Source organism: Kitasatospora sp. MBT66 (assembly GCF_000710405.2).
GTDB classification, from domain to species: domain Bacteria; phylum Actinomycetota; class Actinomycetes; order Streptomycetales; family Streptomycetaceae; genus Kitasatospora; species Kitasatospora purpeofusca.
On sequence record NZ_JAIY01000001.1, the window covers coordinates 273098 to 290311 of the forward strand.

Consider the following 17214-nt stretch of genomic DNA (forward strand, 5'->3'; position numbering starts at 1 on the left):
GCGTGATACCCCTCGGTCATGACCGATGCCGCAACGCCCGGGCCCGAATCGCTCTTCCAGCAGGGATGCGCAGCGCTGACCGCCGGCGACGAGGGGGCTGCCGACCTGTTCGAGCGGGCGGTGCGTGACACCGGAGACGACATGCTCTGGCGGGTCGCCGACGCGTACGCCCGGGCGTACTCCGCGCAGGCCGCGCCCTGGACGAGCCGGGCCGTCACCTCGATGAGCACCGACGCCGGCCTGATGGTCCACCCAGGGACACTGCGCATCATCGCCGACCACGGAATCTGCGAGCAGCAGCTGTGGGCGGTCGAGGTGCGTTCCTCCGAGACCGACCGCCCGGCGGTGGTCACCGCGCTGACGGCCGCTCTGCCACGCCTGATGCGGGTCACCGACGGCGGTCAGGAGCTCACCGTGCAGGAGATGGACGACGCCCTCTCCACCGGCGTGACCTTAGAAGTCATCTCATTTGGAAGGTTGAGTAAACTTCGGGTGTGATGATTGTGGAGCGCCTGGTGCCGGATGAGCTGTGGGAGCTGTTCCAGTTGGTGGTGCCTGAGGCGCCGACTCGTCCGCAGGGCGGCGGCCGACGCCGGCACGGGGACCGCGAGGTGCTGGCGGCGATCGTGTTCGTCGCGACGTCAGGCTGTACATGGGCCCAGCTTCCACCGTGTTTCGGCCCGTCAGGACCGACAGCTCACCGGCGGTTCACGGAGTGGAGCAAGGCAAGGGTGTGGGCCAAGCTGCACCGGGTCGTCCTGGACGAGCTGGGCTCGCGGGGCCAACTGGACTGGTCGAGGTGCGCGGTCGACTCGGTGAACATGCGCGCCCTCAAAAGGGGGAGCTGACGGGTCCGAATCCTGTAGATCGGGGCAAGTACGGGTCGAAGATCCACCTACTCACCGAACGTACCGGTCTGCCCCTTTCACTTGCGATCTCCGGGGCCAACGTCCACGACAGCCAGGCCCTGATCCCGCTGGTCGACGCCATCCCCCCGATCCGCTCCCGCCGCGGCCCCAGGCGGCGCAGGCCCGGCAAGCTGCACGGCGACAAGGCCTACGACCACCGCTTCATCCGGTCCTACCTGCGCCGACGCCAGATCACCACCCGCATCGCCCGCCGCGGGATCGAGTCCTCCGCCCGCCTCGGCCGGCACCGTTGGGTGATCGAACGCACCGTCGCCTGGCTCGGAGGCTTCCGCCGGCTCCACCGCCGCTACGAACGCAAGGGCACCCACTTCGCAGCATTCGCCAGCATCGCCGCATCCCTCATTTGCTACCGCAGGCTCACCAAATGAGATGACTTCTTATACAGCCCCAACCACGCCGCAGTCGACGCCGGCGGAACCGCTCCGCGGGTCTGGCTGGACTGCAAGGACGCAGTAGCGCCGATGATGGCCCGCGCTGTGCTCCACGTCGTGATCGACGAGTTGAACGCCGTCGGCATCACCCGGGCCGAGCTGTGCACCCAGCTGTAGCCGAAGCACCCGTAGACCAACGCGATCAGCACTCGCCTGCCGGCCGCAGCGGAGGTCACCCACCCCAGCGCTACGGCGTCAGGTCCCCCGCACCAGGATGCCCGGCCCATGCGGCTACTGCTCCCTCGGGCAGGCCCCACCGCAGCACCTGCTCGTTGTCGCCGACGCGGAATAGGTTCCCACGAACTCCCGCAGTCTCGCCGCATCGTCGCTTGCCGCCATCGCCCCTCCACTTCGGTCCGGCGCTGCACCTGGTAGCGCCGCCAGGGCGACCATCGTGCCGTACCCGGTCCCATCAGATGGCACCGAGCCGGCCAGCCGGTGACAGAGAGCCGCAGGGCGGCACGGCTGCGCACACCGAGGTGCGGGCCGGGCCGACGACGGCTGCTGCACATCGCCGGCGGAGGACGGCTCAGATGCCGGCGGCCGGCCCGGGCTTCAGGCGACCGTCGAGAGCCGCGTCGATGAGACGGGTCGCGCTTGCCCGTACTTCCGGCTCGGCCCTTCGGAGATTGCGTGCGACGGTGCTCGCGGGCATCTCCAGGACGCGATCGAGGTTGCCCAGCAGCGGTTGGAACCGGCCTGCGGCGGCGGTGACGTGCTCCAGCTGTTCGGCGTAGCCGCGGCTGATCAGGGACGTGGCCAGCCCGACCATCAGCAGCCGTACGAACGGCTCTCCGGCGAGATCCGAGACGGCCTGGAGGCCGGCCCGATTCGCACTGCCGGTCGCCTCGTCGAGCACCCGACTGGCGAGAGCGAGGCCCGCGGCGAGCGTTTGGGCCAGGACACGCGCCCGCTCCAGCTCGTCGTCGCCGGCCGCCGCGACCGACCCGGCGATGGCGGGAAGCGAGGTGACACTGGCGCCGAACTTGAACAACTCGGCTGCGGGACCGGTGAGCCAGGGCCCCGCATCGGCGACACGATCACGACGACCAGGCGAGATCCCCAGAACCCGTTCGGCCATCAAGGCGTCGTCCTCGCTGACACCCTGCTGCTCACCGAAGGCGAAGGCCCTCAGCAGCCTCACCACGGCATCGGCCCGGTCCGCTGCCTTCACGCGCACGCGGCGCGGAAGGGCGTGCGAGCCACGGCGGCCGGAGAGCTGGCCGGCCAGCGACTCCAGCGCGCGGTCGCGGGAGCCGGGACCGGCCTCGCCCAGCCGCTCGGCCTCGGCCGTCAAGGCGTTCTCGAGCTCACGGCAGGTCTGGTCGAGGACTGCGGCCAGGGCCTCGCGGCCGGTGGCCGTGTCGATGGCGTGGCCGTCCAGCCACAGCAGAGCCCGCAAGGTGGCCGGGTCCTTGGTGCGGGCGCGGTAGGCCATCACCGCGACGAGCTGGCCGTCGGCACCGGCCGGGTAGGACCAGACCGGCCTGACCCCGTTGTTCGCCGTCCGCCTCGGCCGGGGGACCAGGCCCTGGGAGCGAAGCGTCTCCAGCAGGCGCTCGCTGACCACGTACCCGGCCTCCGCCGCCGCGCGCAGGAGATCCTCGCGCCGCAGTGGCGGGGGCACCAGGTCGTCGTTCATGGCCCAAGGGTAGTGGCGCCCACCCGCGAACCGGGGTGCCGCGGCGACGGCTCCGACAAGGTACTCCCGGCGCAGCCCCCGACAACTTGCAAACGGGCAACCGGCGGTTGATCAGGAGCAGTTGGAGTTGCTTCTCTGGAAGTGGGCCCGCCGTGGGCCCGGTGCATCCGACAACCTGAAAGGTAGGAATGATCATGAAGCGATCCGCGTCCGTGATGGCGCTCGCCGCGCCTTGCGCACACCTGCTCACCCGGCAGTGGGCCCAGCGGAACGGCTACAGACCGTGGGAGGTGGCTCTGCTGGCCTGGGCGGTCAGCGCCCTGGTGTCCGCGGCCGTCCTCCGGCCGTAGCGGCCGAAGCGGCGTGCCGGGGCACGCTCTGGCACGCCGCATCCCGGACGCACCGAGACCGAGCCCGTACGGGCGGGCGGAGGCAGCTCAGCGCGGAGCCGCGAACGCGGCCACGAGCCGCTGGCGCTGCTGCGCCCCCGGGCCGCGGACGCGCCGGCTCTCGGAGATGCCGAGCTCCGTCAGCAAGCGTCGGCCCCGCACCGCCCCGACGCCCGGCAGGCTCGTCAGCAGCTCGAAGATCCTGGTCTTCCCGGTGACATCGTCCTGCCGCGCCAGGAAGTCCTCCAGAGCGAGGTTGCCGGCCTTGAGTTTCGCGAGGAGCTCCGAACGGTGGTGGCGGGTGGCCATCGCCTTCGCGAGCGCCTCGAAGCGGGCCTCGCGGCCTGACATCCGTGGCAGGTTGTGCGTGACCCATCGCCAGATGTAGCGTGCGATGCATTGTCTGTAGTGCGCGCTGCACCTGGAGGATGTTGTGAGCTCCACGGTCACCACCGGCCAACTGATCCGCGAGGCGATGGCCTCGATCGAGCAAGCCGGGACCGACGAGGGGACCCCGACCCCGGTCGTGCTGGACTCGCCCTCCACGGAGAGAGTCGGATGGGGCGGGCCGGTCGAGTGGCACCCGCTCGTCGCCCTCGCGGTCGCCGGCCACATCGTCCAGCACTGGAGCGATGGCTGGCAGCACAAGGGACCGTTCGAGGTAGAGACCGGTTCGCCCATCCGCCGCACTGCCGTCCTGCACTACCCGGGCACCCCCCGCTTTGCTTCGCGTCGCTTGATGGCTGGCGGCCACCCTGACGACGGAATCCGCGTGCGGGAACTCTGTGGCCATCGAACCTGTATGGAGGACGCGCCGGCCGGGCCCGGATCGCGCTGCCCAGCACACTTCGGCGACCCGGTCGAGGGCGCCCACTGGGACCACACTCGCTGGGCGAGGATCGCCGCCGAGGCCTGGCGCACCAAGCATCCGACCGCAGGCGAAGAGAAGGTGATGCTTGACAACGAGCGCAACCACCTGATCGCGGCGGCGCTGGGCGTCGGCATGCGCCCTATTGACTTGCACCGAGCCACGGGCATCGCCCGCACGACCATCGACCGGGTCGCCGACTCGCAGCCGGCCCCGGAGCCAGCGTGAGTGAGTCGTTCGGACCGGAGTCGGGGATAGAGTCCGATGTCGAGGCCGGTGAGGAACGCCTGGTGGCGGTGGACGACTACGAGTACGAGGAACGGGAGTTCCAGGACTTCCTCGCGGACAGGCGCGGGCACCGTCGTCCGACGACGAACAACCACGCGGGGGCACGACGGTGGGACTAGGTGCAGGTGGGAAAGCTCACGGCCAGCCGGCCGGACTGACGGACGAGACGAGCCGGGAACTACTGGCGAGCGGCGAGTTGTCCTGGTGCTACGCGTATCTGGACCTGCGAGCCACCTCCGAAGGGCCACCGTGCACGGTCGGCGAGCGGTTCGGCGACCTTCTCGTCGAAGACAGCGAGGGCCTGTTCGTCCTGGGCGAGGCCTTGTACCCGTCGGGGAACGAGGACGTGACCGTGCTGCTCGACGGTGCGAACGGCGCGGTGTACCTGGCCTGCCCGGACAAGCACGGGGTGCTTCGACGCGACCTGCTGGCCAGCAACCCGCGCGCCCTGATTGCGATGATGCTGGTGGTGGAGTCCACCACGCTGTGTGCCGCGGGCGACTACGAGAGGGAACCGGGCGAGGAGGTCGCTCCGTACGGGCCCGCGACCGTCGACGCGGCCGTGCGGCTCGGTCTGCGGGAGATGCGCGAGGCCGATCCGGACCTGTGGAGGCGCACCGGTGGGCGGCCCGCGCACTGGGAAACCGCACTGCGGGTCCGTGCACTGGCTTGGGGCGCGGAACCCGCGAAGCCGGGCAGCTCGGTCGTGATCGGGCCCGACCTGGTCGAGGACCTCGCCGCACTGACCGGTGACGGCACCGTCCGGCGGTTCGGCCCCCACAACCTGCCCGAGAGTCTCGTCCACGGCCCGACACGGCGCCTGCTCACCGACGTCGGCTTGCCAGTCTCCGACCGCTGCACCCTGGTAGTTGACTCCGACGGGCCGCTGGCAACCATGGCCGAGTGCTACCCCGGAGACTACGTACCCGGCGACGGGGAGTCGACTGGGCGCCAATACCAGGGCGAGTACGTAGTGCTCGGCGGGTGGATGTACGACCTCGACGTCGCGCTCAACGGCGCCACCGGCCGGATCGAGCTTCCCGACCGGTTCGACGACAACCAGCCCGCGCCCTACCTCCACCGCGATGTCGCCACATTGCTCCATGTGCTGTGGACCTACGAGCGGCTCCGTGCGGAGCGTAGGCGCTGCAGCAGTCCGGCCGCTTCATCACCGTGGGCAGTCTTCCGCCCCCGCGATCTCCTCGACAGCGTCTGTGAGACCCTCCTGCGCGCCCTCGATCCCCCGGCGTGGGCCACCGAGGACCACTTCTGGCCGATGCGCACCGATGACTGCCACATGGGCGCCTTGCTCGATTAAGCGACCTGCCGCCGGGCGGTTCGGCCCGCAGGAGGTTGGCGTCCCGCTGCTGAACGTGTGGACGGTGAGTGGGGGTTGGTCGGCGGGGTGGCTGTGAGCGGGTCCGCAGCGCGGGCAGATGACGGTGGTGCGGTCGCGAGGGCCGAGCACGCTGGTTCTGTTATCTGAGGCTCCCGGGCCGTCTGAGCAGATCAACTGGCATCCGAAGCTGTCAGACACCTCACGGCGCCAAGCCGTCAAGTCAGGGCAGCGGGCACGAGCCCAGTGTTCGATTTTGAGGTCCCTGCCGGTGGTCAGGGAGCGTCTTTGGTGTGGCTTCGGGTGAAGTTCCATGGGGCGGGTGCGTTGGCGGCCTCGTACTCGTCTGCGATGCCGAAGACGCTCCCGCATCCTGGGCATTCCGCCCGGCCGAACAGGTGCGTCAGGCCCCAGGCCAGCTCTTGCTGGCCATCCCGTACAGCCAGCTCGCACAGCGTCCTCCCGATGCCGGTCAGCTCGTGCGAGGCGGCCGGCCGGAGCGGGACCTGGTGGACGTCCCCCAGGTGCCAGTCCCGGATCGACGAGTAGCAACCGTAGTCGCCCACCGCGATCGTCACCGAGGCGTCGCAGTGCGGGCAGGCGACGGTGACGAAGGAGTCGGTGAAGTCGTCCAGAGACTCGAACCACAGAGGCTGGCCGTCGAACGCGAGCATGACCCGCAGCCGGCCTAGGTAGGTCTTCCCGTCCAGGCCAGGCCTCAGCCGAGCAGCAGCCGTGACCCGCAGCTCGGCCAGGGTCGGCGCGCACCGGGCGACTTCTTCGTCGACGCCGTGGGGTTGGAGGAGTCCACCCGCTATGGCGCCGGCCAGATCAAGCGCCCAGTCCCCGATGTCCTCGGCCTTCGCGATGTCCGCCAGCCGCGGCAATGCGGCAATGCTCGCGGGGGTGATCGTCCCCTGGTGGCACAAGCTCCCCCAGAGCAGGTCGATCGCCTCCTGGTCACGATCGACGGCCCGGTCCAGCAGCCCGGGTATCGCGTGTGCCGGGCCGTAGGCGTCGTGGAGTGTGGACCAGTCGATCATCCGGTGATTCAAGCACGCTGCCCAGCGGCCTCCGCGGGGCGGTGAGTCGCAAGCGAGATCACCTACGCCACCGCCAGTGCTGGGGCCTGCGGCGCCGGGAACGCGGTGTGTTCGTCGAACAGGCGGCGGTTCTTGAGGCAGTGGTAGAGCTGGCCGAGCATGCGGTTGAACAGGTTGCGCTGGCCGGCGGCGTGCCAGTCGCCGTGGTCGTCACGGCGGCGGCGGTAGTGGGCCTTCGCACCGGGCGAGGCCGTGATCGCGGAGAAGGCCCACAGGTAGCCGGCGTGGTTCAGCCGGTCGTTCTTCACCCACCGGCGGGTGATGCTGGACTTCTTGCCGGAGGCCCGGGTGACGGGAGATGCGCCCGCGTAGGACTTGAGACCGCGGGCGTCGGCGAACCGGTGACGGTCGTCGCCGATCTCGGCGAGGACGCGGGCGCCGAGCTGGGTGCCGAGGCCGGGAAAGCTGAGGATGATCTCGGCGTCCGGGTGCTGTGGGAACACCTCCTCGACGGCCTGGGCGAGGTCGTCGGCGGCGGTGCAGGCGGCCGTGAGCTGGCCCAGGAGGGCGAGCATCTGCCGGCCGAGGGCGTCCTCGACCAGGGCGGGCTGGTGGGCCCAGTCGGCACGGAAGACCTCGCGCAGCCGATCTGCCTCCGCCTCGATACCGCGCTGGCGACCGGACCGCCTGAGGGCGGCGGCGAGCTGCGTGCGGGTCAGCCGCGCGGCCCTGGACGGTGTGGGGGCGGCCTTGAGGATCTCGCGGGCCTCGGGGCGGCACAGACCGTTCTTCCACGACTCGAAGGCGGCCAGGGCGGCTGGGTAGTACTCGCGAAGCAGGGAGCGGAGCTGGTTGGCCATCTGCTGCTTGTTCCAGACCGCGTCCTGCTGGGCACGGGCGAGGACGGCGACGGCACGGGCCAGGTCGCTGTCGTCGGGCAGGGGCCGGTGGGCGTGTATGTCGGTGCGCAGGATGTTGGCCAGGACCAGGGCGTCGCCGGGGTCGGACTTCTTGCGGGAGACGGCGTGGCGGTCGCGGTAGCGGGCGGCGGCCATCGGGTTGATCGCGAAGACCTTGCGCCGACCGGTCCGCAGGATCGCGACCAGCAGGCCGCGGGAGGTTTCGATCGCGACAGGGATCGGGGTGTCCTCGGTGTCGCCGTACTCGGCGAGCAGGTCCAACAGCAGCTTGTAGCCGGCTGCGTCGTCGGTGATGTGCCTCTTGGCCAGCAGCTGGCCGGTGTCGTCGACCAGGGCGACGTCGTGTGTTCGCTGGGCCCAGTCGATGCCGCAGTAGATCAAGGTTCCCTCCCCATGGGCGCGGTGTTTGCGCTGGTTGCGAGCGCATGCGGGCCACGCAGCGACCTAATTCCAGGACTCGACCACCCGGCCGGTCCGCCACCTCACTAGCCGTTCGTGGCACCAGCGCGCCGCGCGGGCCTCGGTCTGTTGCGGGAGCTCGGGCAGCTCGGGAGTTTCGAGAGGTCACCGTGCGACGGGCTCGCACCACCAACACCAACGAGTGATCAAGCGAGTGGTGTTGACGGTGGTGGCGGTCGGGAGGCCGCCGGACGCCGCCGCTCTGACAAGAGGCCTCGACGGCCGGGCACGTAATAGGCGTTCGTCCGGCGCCCACGCGACCGCCACCACCACGAACACCGGGGCCGCGCGCCGATCTATCCGAAGGCCTCACCGGCCCGGGTGGCGCGAGGCGTCACGACCTCGGCATTCGAACGGACCGACATCAGCCCCCTGGCTCCACCGATCCGCTATCAACGAATTAGGCACGTGAGGCACGTAGGCGATTGGAAGCAAGAGGGGCACCGCAGCATGGCAACGGCTACTTCGACTGGTCCAGGTACCGGTCGATCGTGGCGCGGGACATGCCGGTCAGCTGGTGAAGCTGCGACTTGCTCATGCCCGCGTCGACCGCCCAACGGACCATGGGGCCCCGGGAGTCCTCCACCTCGTCACGCGCGGCTGCCCACGCCTGCGCGCAGAGCTCCATCAGCGGCCGGGTCCAGAGCTGGGTGATAGGGCCGGAGCCGGGTACCACCCAGCTGTTCGGGGTGGGCGGCAGGGCACCGCGGGGCGGCACGGCGGCCATGGCCTCGGTGCGGGCGTCGAGGCTCTCGCCGTGGACGGCCGTGGCCTTGACGCTGAGCCCGTTGTAGATCTTCTGGCGGTGCGACCACCAGAGCTTGCGCTCGTCGGCGGTCAGCAGCCCGGGGTGGCGGTCGAGTAGCCAGTCGATCCGCTCGTTCGGGGTGTCCCTGGTGATCTCGTCCCTGAGCTGCACGATCCTGTCGTGACTCGCGGCGAGACGGTCGGCCCGGGCGAGGGCCGCGACCGCCGGCGCCCACGGGGCCATCTGTGCGACCAGGCGCTCCACCTCTGCGTCCGCCTCGGCCCGACTGACCTCCTCTTGCGCGCATGCGACGGCCTCGCTGCCGTCCATCAGCCAGACCCGGACACCGTGCTGCACCGACCGCGCGGAGTGCCATCCGCTGCCGCCGAACTCGCGGTAGCCATTGTTGAGGAAGTACAGGCCGGGGCCGTACTCCGCCAGGGCCTCCTCCCGCATGTCCTTGCTCGTGTGCAGGGGCAGTTCCACCATGACGAACCCTCTCGCAGGACCGAACAACCGGCCGTCGATGTATCGCACGATACATGCTACACCGCAATGCGTATCGAGCGATACATTTGCATGGGTCGGGCCCGAGCGGGTGCATGCTGGGGGCATGGCAGGCCAAGGGGCGCGCCAACCGCCGACATCCCGTACGTGTCGAACTTGCCTGACGAACCCCCAGATACCTGAATTAGGCACGTTCCGATAATGGGCAGTTGTGCGTGCGGGCTGGCGCAGATCCCGGTACCACGACTCCTGTGGCCGATCCGCTGTCGGCAGAGCATCCGGGGACTGCCGGGGCCACCGCGGGGGACCAGGGAACACGGATAGCAGGGCGACACCAGCCAGGTAGACCCTCAGGACCGCGGCGGCTCGGCCAAGCTCAACCAGTCGACAGCTTCGTCGAGATGCGGGACACAGGGCCCGTCAGGAAGAAGCCCTCGTTCCACGATGTCGTCGATCACCGAGCGCTTCCACACCACACCCACGTTGACGTCGCCCGACGTCGTGCCGCCGCCGTACATACCGACGAGGTCCCACCAACGCCCCTCCGCCGGCCTGCCGTCGGACATGATGAAGGCCCGCGTGTCGTCCATGTAAGCCACCACGGGAGAGCCGATCTGACCCGGCCGGGCACGGAAGTCCAGGAGCATACGCGGCAGCCCCTCCCAGTCCAGCGAGGGCGGCCAGGCGACCGTCCCACGGCACCAGACGCCGAGTGCCGCGTTCGCCCGCAGTGAGCTGAATCCGATCGGGAAGCCGATCACGAAGAGCTCGCTCGCGATGTCGACGCGGGAAAGTGGAGACTCGGCCACCTGGTAGGAGATGAGGTCGACCGCCTCCTCCACGTTCTGGGGGATGGGAAGCGCGATGACATCCACTTCGACCCCGTGCACAGGGTGCTCGTACCAGAGGGGCCGCCCATGCTCATCGCCCAGCCTGAGGGTCACAGGGATCCAGACGCCGAACGGCCGGCCGTGGGCGTGCATGAGGACCCGCAACACGGTCGCGGGGGCGTCCTCACCGCTGCCGACTACGGCGCGGCGGCTGGTGACCAGGTAGGGATCCTGATTGCGATCGCGCATGACGAATCCGGTCGCGCCCCCTACCTCCCATCGGCTTGCCCTCGTGGTCGAGGAACTCCAGGTCCAGTGACGCGAGCGCCGGGACCTCCAGCTTGCGCGGCACACCCCGGGCCATGCCGTCGTCGGGCGGGCTGGAGGAAGGGCCGGTCATGAGCCGGAGCCTAGTGCAGCGCCCCCGTGCTGCTCAGCCTCGGACTCGGCCGGAAACAGGGCGGCGGTCCGGTCCGCGGCAGCGTCGAGGGGATTCACGTAGGGCCCGTCCGGCCGCTGGCTGGCAGCGATGATGTCCGCGACCGCTGAGCGCTTCCAGACCATGCCGACGTCGCTGTCCAGTTGGGTCCGTCCGCTGTAGACGCCGACGAGATCCCACGCCGGTCCCACCAGCTCGCTGCCGTCGGAGGCGAGGAAGCGAGTCAGCTCGTCCGCGTAGAAGACCACGGGTGACCCGGACTGCCCTTGGCGCGCACGGCAGTCGATGAGCATCGTGGGCAGGCCCTCCCAGTCGAGTGACGGTGGCCAGGCGAGCGTCCCGCGTGTCCAGACCCCGAGCCACGCACTGGTCCGGTTCGGGTCGAACCCGACGGGATAGCCGATCACATGCACCTGGCTCGCGATGCCGAGCCGGGGCAGCGCCGGGCCACCCACGGTGTAGGCGGCCGACCAGTCCACCAGTTCCTGAGGCACTCCCTGCGCCGGGAACGGGATCGCGACGACGTCGACCTGCCATCCGTGCTCTGGGTGCTCCCACCACAGCGGCCGGCCGTCCTCGTCACCGAGCTCCACCACGACGCCGACCCACCGGCCCACGAGCTGCGAACGGAGGTAGACACGCACCGCCGACGGCGAGAGCCCTCCCAGCCGGTCACCGGTCTTGGAATTCCGGGCGGTCACCACGTGCCGGTTCGTGACCAGGAACAGCGCCTGGCCGTCCCGCACGACGAACCCGGTCGCGCCTCCCGAGACCGGCAGCCCCATCGGCCCCAGCGGCTCAAGGTAGAGCGACGCCATCTCGGGCACCTTCAGCACGCCCCGACTCTGACCGTCCTGAACAGGAGCACCACGGGAAGCGTCGGTCATAGCCGGATCCTAGGCCCTCCGAGTGTGCCTCCGGAGGATCCCGCCCCCTCGACTGCCAGGTTCGGTACGGCACGGTCACAGGAGTGCGCCATGATGGCCCCAGGCCCAAGGCAGTGCGCTGAACCCTTCGAACAGATCGGGCCGCGAGTAGAAGGAATGATCATGTCGCCCACAACCGGACAGGGCAGGCTCCCCAGTGAGCTGCCCGAGCTGCACCACGACCTGCTGGCACTGTGCGCCCTCAAGGTCGGGGACACCTCTGTCGACTGGAGCCTGCTCGCCAGGACCTGCCAGACAGCAGCCGGCATCGAGACGGTACTCGGGGGCGACCTGCCCGAGCAGTCCTCGGCATCTCGCAAGAGCCTGCCCGTGCTGCGCTCGGCGCTGCCCCACCTCGACGCGGCACGAGAGCGTGTCGCCGCCGAGCTGGAAGCAGCCGAACACGTGGGAGCCCGTCTCGTCACTGTCCTCGACGAGGCGTACCCGGCGAACCTGCGCCTGATCCCGAACCTGCCGCCGTTCCTTTTCCACCTCGGCGAGCTGTCCGTCCGGGACGGGCGCTCGGTCGCCGTCGTCGGAACGCGCAACTGCACCGAGGACGGCCGGCGCCGAGCCGCCCGGATGACGCGAGGGCTGGTCGACGCGGACGTTGTCATCTACTCGGGCCTGGCCAAGGGCATCGACACCGCAGCCCACCAGGAAGCCCTGACGTCCGGTGGACGAACCGTCGCGGTGATGGGCACGGGGATCGCCTCGAAGATCTACCCAGCGGAGAACACCAGCCTCGCCCGCTCCATCGTCGACGCCGGCGGCGCATTGTTCTCGCAGTTCTGGCCCACCTCGACCCCGGCGCGGTGGACCTTCCCACGGCGCAACGTCGTCACGAGCGGATCGACCCTGGGAAGCGTCGTCATCGAGGCATCCAGCACCTCAGGCGCCAAACTCCAAGCCCGCGTCGCGGCCGAGCACGGCAAGCAGGTGTTCCTCCTGCACTCGCTCGCCACCTCCGAGGCGTGGGCCGCGGACATGCTCGCCGGCCACCGCGCGATCGAGGTCTTCGAACTCGAAGACGTCCTGGACAGACTTGGCAGCGCCACGCAGGCGCAACAGGCCGGGCAGCAGCGCCTGCAGCTCGCCCTGGCCGGCCTGTGACCGGGCCCGGTCCACTCCCCGAGCCTGCCGGCTTCCCGGACTGCAAGAGCTGCGCATACAAGCTGACCGGAGCACCGGCGATCTGCGCGGCGTGCGCCGGAGCCACACTCCCGCCGGTCGCCCCTGCACACTGCCTGGTCTGCAGCCAGACCCTTCCGACTGCGGGTGGTCTGTGCGGGAACCGCATCTGCGGGTGGCCCCTGGAGGAAAGGCACTTCACCAGGGTCGACGCGGTCGCGATGTACGACGGGGCGATGAAGCAGACCCTGCCCCGCCTGAAGTACGAGGCCAAGATGGGCTGGGCACTGATCTTCGGCCGGCTGATCGTTGGCTGGCTGGACACCCACGCTGCGGAGGTTGCCGACATCGACCTCATCGTCGGAAACCCGACCTCACCGGACCGCCGACCGCAACACCTCGAGGCGATCATGCGAGCGGCCAGAGATGCCAACGCCCTGGGCCGGTGGCCGATCGCAGATCCCGACAAGCCCGTGCTGACCAAGACCGGCACGACGACCGCGTCCGCGGCACCCGGCGCCGCCTGGCAGACCAAATGGACCGCGGCCGAGCAGCACGCCGCGGCGATCGACGTCGGATCGGCTGTGAACGGCGCCAGCGTGCTGCTGGTCGACGACGTCTTCACGACCGGTGCCCAGATGGCGACAGTCTCCAGGCTGCTGAGGCAACACGGTGCGCGTGAAGTGCGCGGCCTGGTCCTGGCTCGAGCACCCTGGAGGTAGACCCACCGCGGGGGCAGAGGCAGCGCGCTCGATCGGCCGGGACGCCAGAGGCGGGGGGTGCCCGGCGTCCCGGCCGGAGGCAGCCCGTCTGGAGGAACCGGCCGCAACTGCTCGCGATCCGCTGGATGCGTGGTGGGACCGCTGTGTCCCGCATCGTAGACCGCGATGTGGGCGCCCCGAAACTGCTTTGACCTGCCGCTTTTCGACGCGGCCATGCCAGGCCTAGGCCACGGCGGACGCTGCCCACCGGATGGCCCGATGCTTCGAGCTCCCTGCCCACGTCCGCAGCCATTGGATCAGATCCGGACAACCGGCCTCATTGACGTACATCGGCCAGGAAGTTCTGAGAACCTGCCGTTCTCGCACCTGCGCTAGGGCAGGCCGAGGAACACGCTCGCCACGCCTGTCGGATGACAGTGGGTGGGGCTTCGCGATGGGGGAGTCGTGACAGAACTGGGTTCCGAGCAGGGGCAGCCACTGTCCAATGACACGCTGCAGCCAAGCCCCGGCCGCACGCCCCGAGGTCCGCTGCTGCTCGCCGGCGTCGGCGTCGTGGTTCTCGCGCTCCTTGCGGGCCTGACCGTATGGCTGACCGCGGCAGACTCTCCTGAAGGGGAACCGAAGGGCAATCGCGATCCCTTCATCCAGGCGATCGACAATCTGGCAGAGGCACAAGGCCTGCGCTACAGGGCCACCGAGATGGTTGGATCTTCCACCCAACGAGAGGTCACGGTCACTGCGTACGGCGACCAAGTCGGCAACCTCGGCTACGGCGGAAAGCTGGACGATCTGACCCGTGACGTCCTTCGAGTCAACGGGGCCACCTACTCCAGGTGGCAGAAGGACCCCGTGAGTAAGGGCCTCGGCAAGTGGACCATCGACAGGCTCGGCGGAGACGCCCAGGACAACGAGATCCTCGACCTGTACGGAACCCCATCCGAACTCGCCTTTCAGCTTCAGGACGCTCTTGACGAGGTGAAGCGCCTACCGGATCCCAACGACCCGAATCTCCCTACCATCACTGTGGCCGGGGTACCTGCGCTGCGTGCCGATACTGCGTTGGGCCGCCTCATCGTGTCGAAAAACGCGCCGTACCGCGTCCTGCGGCTGGAGCCAGTCAGTGTCCACGAACAGATCGAGCAGCTGAAGCAGACGAAGTCGCCACAGGCAGTCGCACCGAAGGTGACCGCTGGCCCGCTCATAAAGTCACTCACCGACGGTTCCAACGGGATCGACCTACTTCCTCTGGCCGGTGACGAAGCGGTCCAGATGTATGACACCCTCGAGCGCTACACCAAGCAGCTCGTCGACGCAGTCGACGGCGGGATCGACCTCCAGCTCAGCTCCGGAGGCGACCTCCAGTGCGGCACCGGGGGCTGCACAGTCCAGGAGACGTTCAAGGGGACCGTGAGCGCCAGTGCCAAGACACGCATCACCGGCGGCAAGGTCACCGCCAGTATGCGTGCGACCGTGACCATTGACGGCCAGCCTGCCGGCTCGTGCACAACTGCACCCAGCACGTTCGCAGTTAGCGGTAGCGCCACCTCTGGCAGCCTCTCCTGCTCCGTGCCGGAGGCCGGCCCGGTCTTCGCCGCCATTGACGCGAAGTACAAGGCTCAGGCTCAGAGTCAAGCGAACTCTGCCGGGGGCACCGTTACAGTCCGGTTTTCATCTCGCGCCAACGCAATAATCGACGCTCATGCCCTGGTGGGAGCCGAGGTTGATGCACTTGTCGAACGAGTCCAGCGCGGTAAGCAGAACAAGGAATGTGCACCCACTCACAGCTTCCTGCCCGGAACGCCGGTCCTCCTCGCCGATGGAACCCACCGAGCCATCGAGGAAATCCGTATCGGCGACCGGGTTCTCGCCACCGACCCAGAAACCGGCATGACTGCCGCACGGCCGGTGACGGACACGATAGCCACGAGTGGAGACAAATACTTCACGCGCCTGGCCCTGACCACACCCACTGGCAACTCAGAAGTCACGGCAACCAACACTCATCCATTTTGGCTCTTGGATCAGCGGCGCTGGATAAACGCCGGTGACATTCGCCCCGGGAGTAGACTGCTTACAGCCTTCGGCGTGCCAGTCGAGGTCGTCAATACCAGTAAGTACGAGCAGATTCAGGCGACGTACGACCTGACCGTCGAGGGCGTCCACACGTACTACGTATTGGCGGGAGCAACGCCAGTACTAGTTCATAACGACGACTATCCCGGCGTGGGCACCATCGTAAACCAGGGCGGTGTCACTATTCAGATATACTCAAATGACCATGCGCCACCGCATGCGCACGTCCAGGGGCGCGGTGATGAGGTCCGCATCGGGCAGAATGGAAAGCCACTGAAGGGTGACCCGGCCCTCTCGAAGAATCAGCAGAAAGTGATTGATGACAATATCAAACTGATTCGAGGTAATATTCGCGCCTCGATGGCAAAGTTTAAGGCCAATGGTGGGTGCTGAGCGCGAGACCCTGAAGGAATTGATCCAAGAGCTTGCCAGTACGCTGGGGCTCGACGCCTCCAGCTGGCAAGATGGCCACGGCAGATGGGAAATCTATCGAAGGGCCGCCGACCACCCAGGGGTGGTGGAGAAGATGTACCGAGCAGTCGAGATCGAACCCGATCCTTCAATTTCCTCGGCTGCGGTCGTTATGATGCTTGAAAGGGTTGACTGCTCGACCAGAGCGCGGTGGGTTGAGCTCATTCAGCCCCAGGTGCGTAAATTTGCTGAGATCAGGGCGCGAGAGCTAGATATTTTCGAATCGCTCACCTCTCCCGGAGTCACAGTAGAACAGGCTGACCTGGAGGGCTGGTCTGATTGGCTGCAGTTGAGGGTGGCGAAGTCGGCGAGCGATCGTCTAGTTCTGTCCAGAATTTCTGAACACGGAAGAACGAAGAGGATTCGTCGAATTGCGGCTGACCGTTTGAGGGCCGACAAATGATCAAGTGGATGCACCGGTGGTTGGGTGAGGTCATTCCTGCCACTCGGGTCGCGCTCGACGATGGAGCGGTGGGCGGGGCGGAGGGGATCGTGCTGCGCGATGCCAGCCGCCGGGTCATCGCGAAGGCGCGCTTTCAGGACTACGAGCGGACTCTCAAGCGGCGTTCTGCCAATCGGCGTTGACCTGATCGTCGCCGCCCGGCTCCTGGCCGCCCAGGGGGCCGGGCTGCCCGCCGCCCGGGGCCCGTCCCGCCCGGCCCGACCCGGGCCGCCCCGCCGCGCCGCTGTGCTGGGCTGTCCGGCCGCCGCCCGTCCGCCCCGCCGCCTCCGGCCGGGCTGCTGCTGGGCCCGTCGCCTGCCAGCCTGTCCGGGCGTTGACTTGTGGGTCACCCGATCAGGTGAAGCCGGCCGTCATCGCTACGCCCTGTTCTCCCTGCCCAGTAGCCTTGGCACCAGCCTGGCCCGGGCGCTCGGGCCAGATCCGACCGTCCCTTCGGACGGGGCCGGAGAACCTTCTAGCGCCGAGGTCGTTCCCCGGGCCGGGCACGCACTGCGACGTCGACACGCAGCGCACCCGTCCCCGGGGGACACCGCGCTCCACACCCGCTCCTGCCCGCCCCGGCTGCTCCACCATCCAGCCCCGCGGTCCGGCCGCCGCCC

Annotated in this window: 18 protein-coding genes; 11 read left to right on the forward strand and 7 right to left on the reverse strand. The window is 68.8% G+C overall.

What is annotated here, in order from left to right:
* Positions 1-18 precede the first annotated feature (18 nt).
* A complete protein-coding gene (locus BI06_RS01260; protein WP_043463913.1) occupies positions 19-498 on the forward strand; it encodes a hypothetical protein in 480 nt (159 codons plus the stop codon).
* A protein-coding gene (locus tag BI06_RS47615) for an IS5 family transposase (protein ID WP_369826033.1) occupies positions 498-1297 on the forward strand; the annotation gives its coding sequence in 2 pieces (ribosomal slippage) (positions 498-846 and positions 846-1297; 801 coding nt in all). Before BI06_RS01260 ends, BI06_RS47615 begins: the two co-directional genes overlap by 1 nt.
* 592 nt (positions 1298-1889) lie before the next feature.
* Here BI06_RS47615 and BI06_RS01270 read toward each other — a convergent pair.
* Complete coding sequence (locus tag BI06_RS01270) at positions 1890-3002, reverse strand: hypothetical protein (RefSeq protein WP_043463917.1); 1113 nt, start codon at positions 3000-3002, stop codon at positions 1890-1892.
* Between the two features lie 194 nt (positions 3003-3196).
* Between BI06_RS01270 and BI06_RS50165 the strand changes: the two genes are divergently transcribed.
* Complete coding sequence (locus tag BI06_RS50165) at positions 3197-3352, forward strand: hypothetical protein (RefSeq protein WP_158516362.1); 156 nt, start codon at positions 3197-3199, stop codon at positions 3350-3352.
* 87 nt (positions 3353-3439) lie between these two features.
* Here BI06_RS50165 and mihF read toward each other — a convergent pair whose 3' ends face one another.
* Entirely contained in the window at positions 3440-3742 is a 303-nt protein-coding gene (gene mihF / locus BI06_RS01275) for an integration host factor, actinobacterial type (RefSeq protein WP_043463920.1), read from the reverse strand.
* Between the two features lie 82 nt (positions 3743-3824).
* Between mihF and BI06_RS01280 the strand changes: the two genes are divergently transcribed.
* The 3 genes from BI06_RS01280 to BI06_RS01290 all read left to right on the forward strand — a co-directional run bounded on the left by BI06_RS01280 (position 3825) and on the right by BI06_RS01290 (position 5865).
* Entirely contained in the window at positions 3825-4487 is a 663-nt protein-coding gene (locus BI06_RS01280; protein WP_043463923.1) for a hypothetical protein, read from the forward strand.
* Positions 4484-4666, forward strand: a complete 183-nt coding sequence (locus BI06_RS01285; RefSeq protein ID WP_043463926.1) for a hypothetical protein — start codon at positions 4484-4486, stop codon at positions 4664-4666. The genes BI06_RS01280 and BI06_RS01285 overlap by 4 nt, the downstream gene beginning before the upstream one ends.
* Before the next feature lie 227 nt (positions 4667-4893).
* A complete protein-coding gene (locus BI06_RS01290) occupies positions 4894-5865 on the forward strand; it encodes an SUKH-4 family immunity protein (RefSeq protein ID WP_149030223.1) in 972 nt (323 codons plus the stop codon).
* A 293-nt stretch (positions 5866-6158) separates the two neighbouring features.
* Here the strand turns inward: BI06_RS01290 and BI06_RS01295 are convergent, their stop codons facing one another.
* From BI06_RS01295 to BI06_RS01315, 5 genes are all read right to left on the reverse strand, one after another.
* Complete coding sequence (locus BI06_RS01295; RefSeq protein ID WP_043463933.1) at positions 6159-6926, reverse strand: hypothetical protein; 768 nt, start codon at positions 6924-6926, stop codon at positions 6159-6161.
* A 62-nt stretch (positions 6927-6988) separates the two neighbouring features.
* A complete protein-coding gene (locus BI06_RS01300; protein ID WP_043463936.1) occupies positions 6989-8227 on the reverse strand; it encodes an IS110 family transposase in 1239 nt (412 codons plus the stop codon).
* 538 nt (positions 8228-8765) lie between these two features.
* Positions 8766-9542, reverse strand: coding sequence for a hypothetical protein (locus BI06_RS01305; RefSeq protein ID WP_043463937.1), 777 nt, complete (start codon positions 9540-9542; stop codon positions 8766-8768).
* A gap of 368 nt (positions 9543-9910) precedes the next feature.
* Positions 9911-10639: a hypothetical protein gene (locus BI06_RS01310; protein ID WP_043463938.1), complete on the reverse strand. Its 729-nt coding sequence runs from the start codon at positions 10637-10639 to the stop codon at positions 9911-9913.
* Positions 10640-10786: 147 nt separating this feature from the next.
* A complete protein-coding gene (locus BI06_RS01315) occupies positions 10787-11716 on the reverse strand; it encodes a trypsin-like peptidase domain-containing protein (protein WP_082558180.1) in 930 nt (309 codons plus the stop codon).
* A gap of 162 nt (positions 11717-11878) precedes the next feature.
* Between BI06_RS01315 and BI06_RS01320 the strand changes: the two genes are divergently transcribed.
* From BI06_RS01320 to BI06_RS01335, 5 genes are all read left to right on the forward strand, one after another.
* The gene (locus tag BI06_RS01320) at positions 11879-12868 is read left to right on the forward strand and encodes a DNA-processing protein DprA (RefSeq protein WP_051740078.1); all 990 of its coding nucleotides are present in this window, start codon (positions 11879-11881) and stop codon (positions 12866-12868) included.
* 254 nt (positions 12869-13122) lie between these two features.
* Entirely contained in the window at positions 13123-13608 is a 486-nt protein-coding gene (locus tag BI06_RS01325) for a ComF family protein (protein ID WP_233289968.1), read from the forward strand.
* A 444-nt stretch (positions 13609-14052) separates the two neighbouring features.
* A complete protein-coding gene (locus BI06_RS01330) occupies positions 14053-16074 on the forward strand; it encodes a polymorphic toxin-type HINT domain-containing protein (protein WP_043463943.1) in 2022 nt (673 codons plus the stop codon).
* The gene (locus BI06_RS49100) at positions 16061-16555 is read left to right on the forward strand and encodes a hypothetical protein (RefSeq protein WP_149030224.1); all 495 of its coding nucleotides are present in this window, start codon (positions 16061-16063) and stop codon (positions 16553-16555) included. Before BI06_RS01330 ends, BI06_RS49100 begins: the two co-directional genes overlap by 14 nt.
* Entirely contained in the window at positions 16552-16737 is a 186-nt protein-coding gene (locus BI06_RS01335; RefSeq protein ID WP_043463946.1) for a hypothetical protein, read from the forward strand. Before BI06_RS49100 ends, BI06_RS01335 begins: the two co-directional genes overlap by 4 nt.
* Positions 16738-17214 lie beyond the last annotated feature (477 nt).

What these genes read in the sequence shown, in the direction of transcription:
- BI06_RS01325 (WP_233289968.1), top strand. Translation starts at nt 13,123, where the DNA reads ATGAAGCAGACCCTGCCCCGCCTGAAGTACGAGGCCAAGATGGGCTGG.
- mihF (WP_043463920.1), bottom strand. Translation starts at nt 3,742, where the DNA reads ATGTCAGGCCGCGAGGCCCGCTTCGAGGCGCTCGCGAAGGCGATGGCC.
- BI06_RS01335 (WP_043463946.1), top strand. Translation starts at nt 16,552, where the DNA reads ATGATCAAGTGGATGCACCGGTGGTTGGGTGAGGTCATTCCTGCCACT.
- BI06_RS01295 (WP_043463933.1), bottom strand. Translation starts at nt 6,926, where the DNA reads ATGATCGACTGGTCCACACTCCACGACGCCTACGGCCCGGCACACGCG.
- BI06_RS01260 (WP_043463913.1), top strand. Translation starts at nt 19, where the DNA reads ATGACCGATGCCGCAACGCCCGGGCCCGAATCGCTCTTCCAGCAGGGA.
- BI06_RS01305 (WP_043463937.1), bottom strand. Translation starts at nt 9,542, where the DNA reads ATGGTGGAACTGCCCCTGCACACGAGCAAGGACATGCGGGAGGAGGCC.
- BI06_RS01310 (WP_043463938.1), bottom strand. Translation starts at nt 10,639, where the DNA reads ATGCGCGATCGCAATCAGGATCCCTACCTGGTCACCAGCCGCCGCGCC.
- BI06_RS50165 (WP_158516362.1), top strand. Translation starts at nt 3,197, where the DNA reads ATGAAGCGATCCGCGTCCGTGATGGCGCTCGCCGCGCCTTGCGCACAC.
- BI06_RS01270 (WP_043463917.1), bottom strand. Translation starts at nt 3,002, where the DNA reads ATGAACGACGACCTGGTGCCCCCGCCACTGCGGCGCGAGGATCTCCTG.
- BI06_RS01315 (WP_082558180.1), bottom strand. Translation starts at nt 11,716, where the DNA reads ATGACCGACGCTTCCCGTGGTGCTCCTGTTCAGGACGGTCAGAGTCGG.
- BI06_RS01320 (WP_051740078.1), top strand. Translation starts at nt 11,879, where the DNA reads ATGTCGCCCACAACCGGACAGGGCAGGCTCCCCAGTGAGCTGCCCGAG.
- BI06_RS49100 (WP_149030224.1), top strand. Translation starts at nt 16,061, where the DNA reads ATGGTGGGTGCTGAGCGCGAGACCCTGAAGGAATTGATCCAAGAGCTT.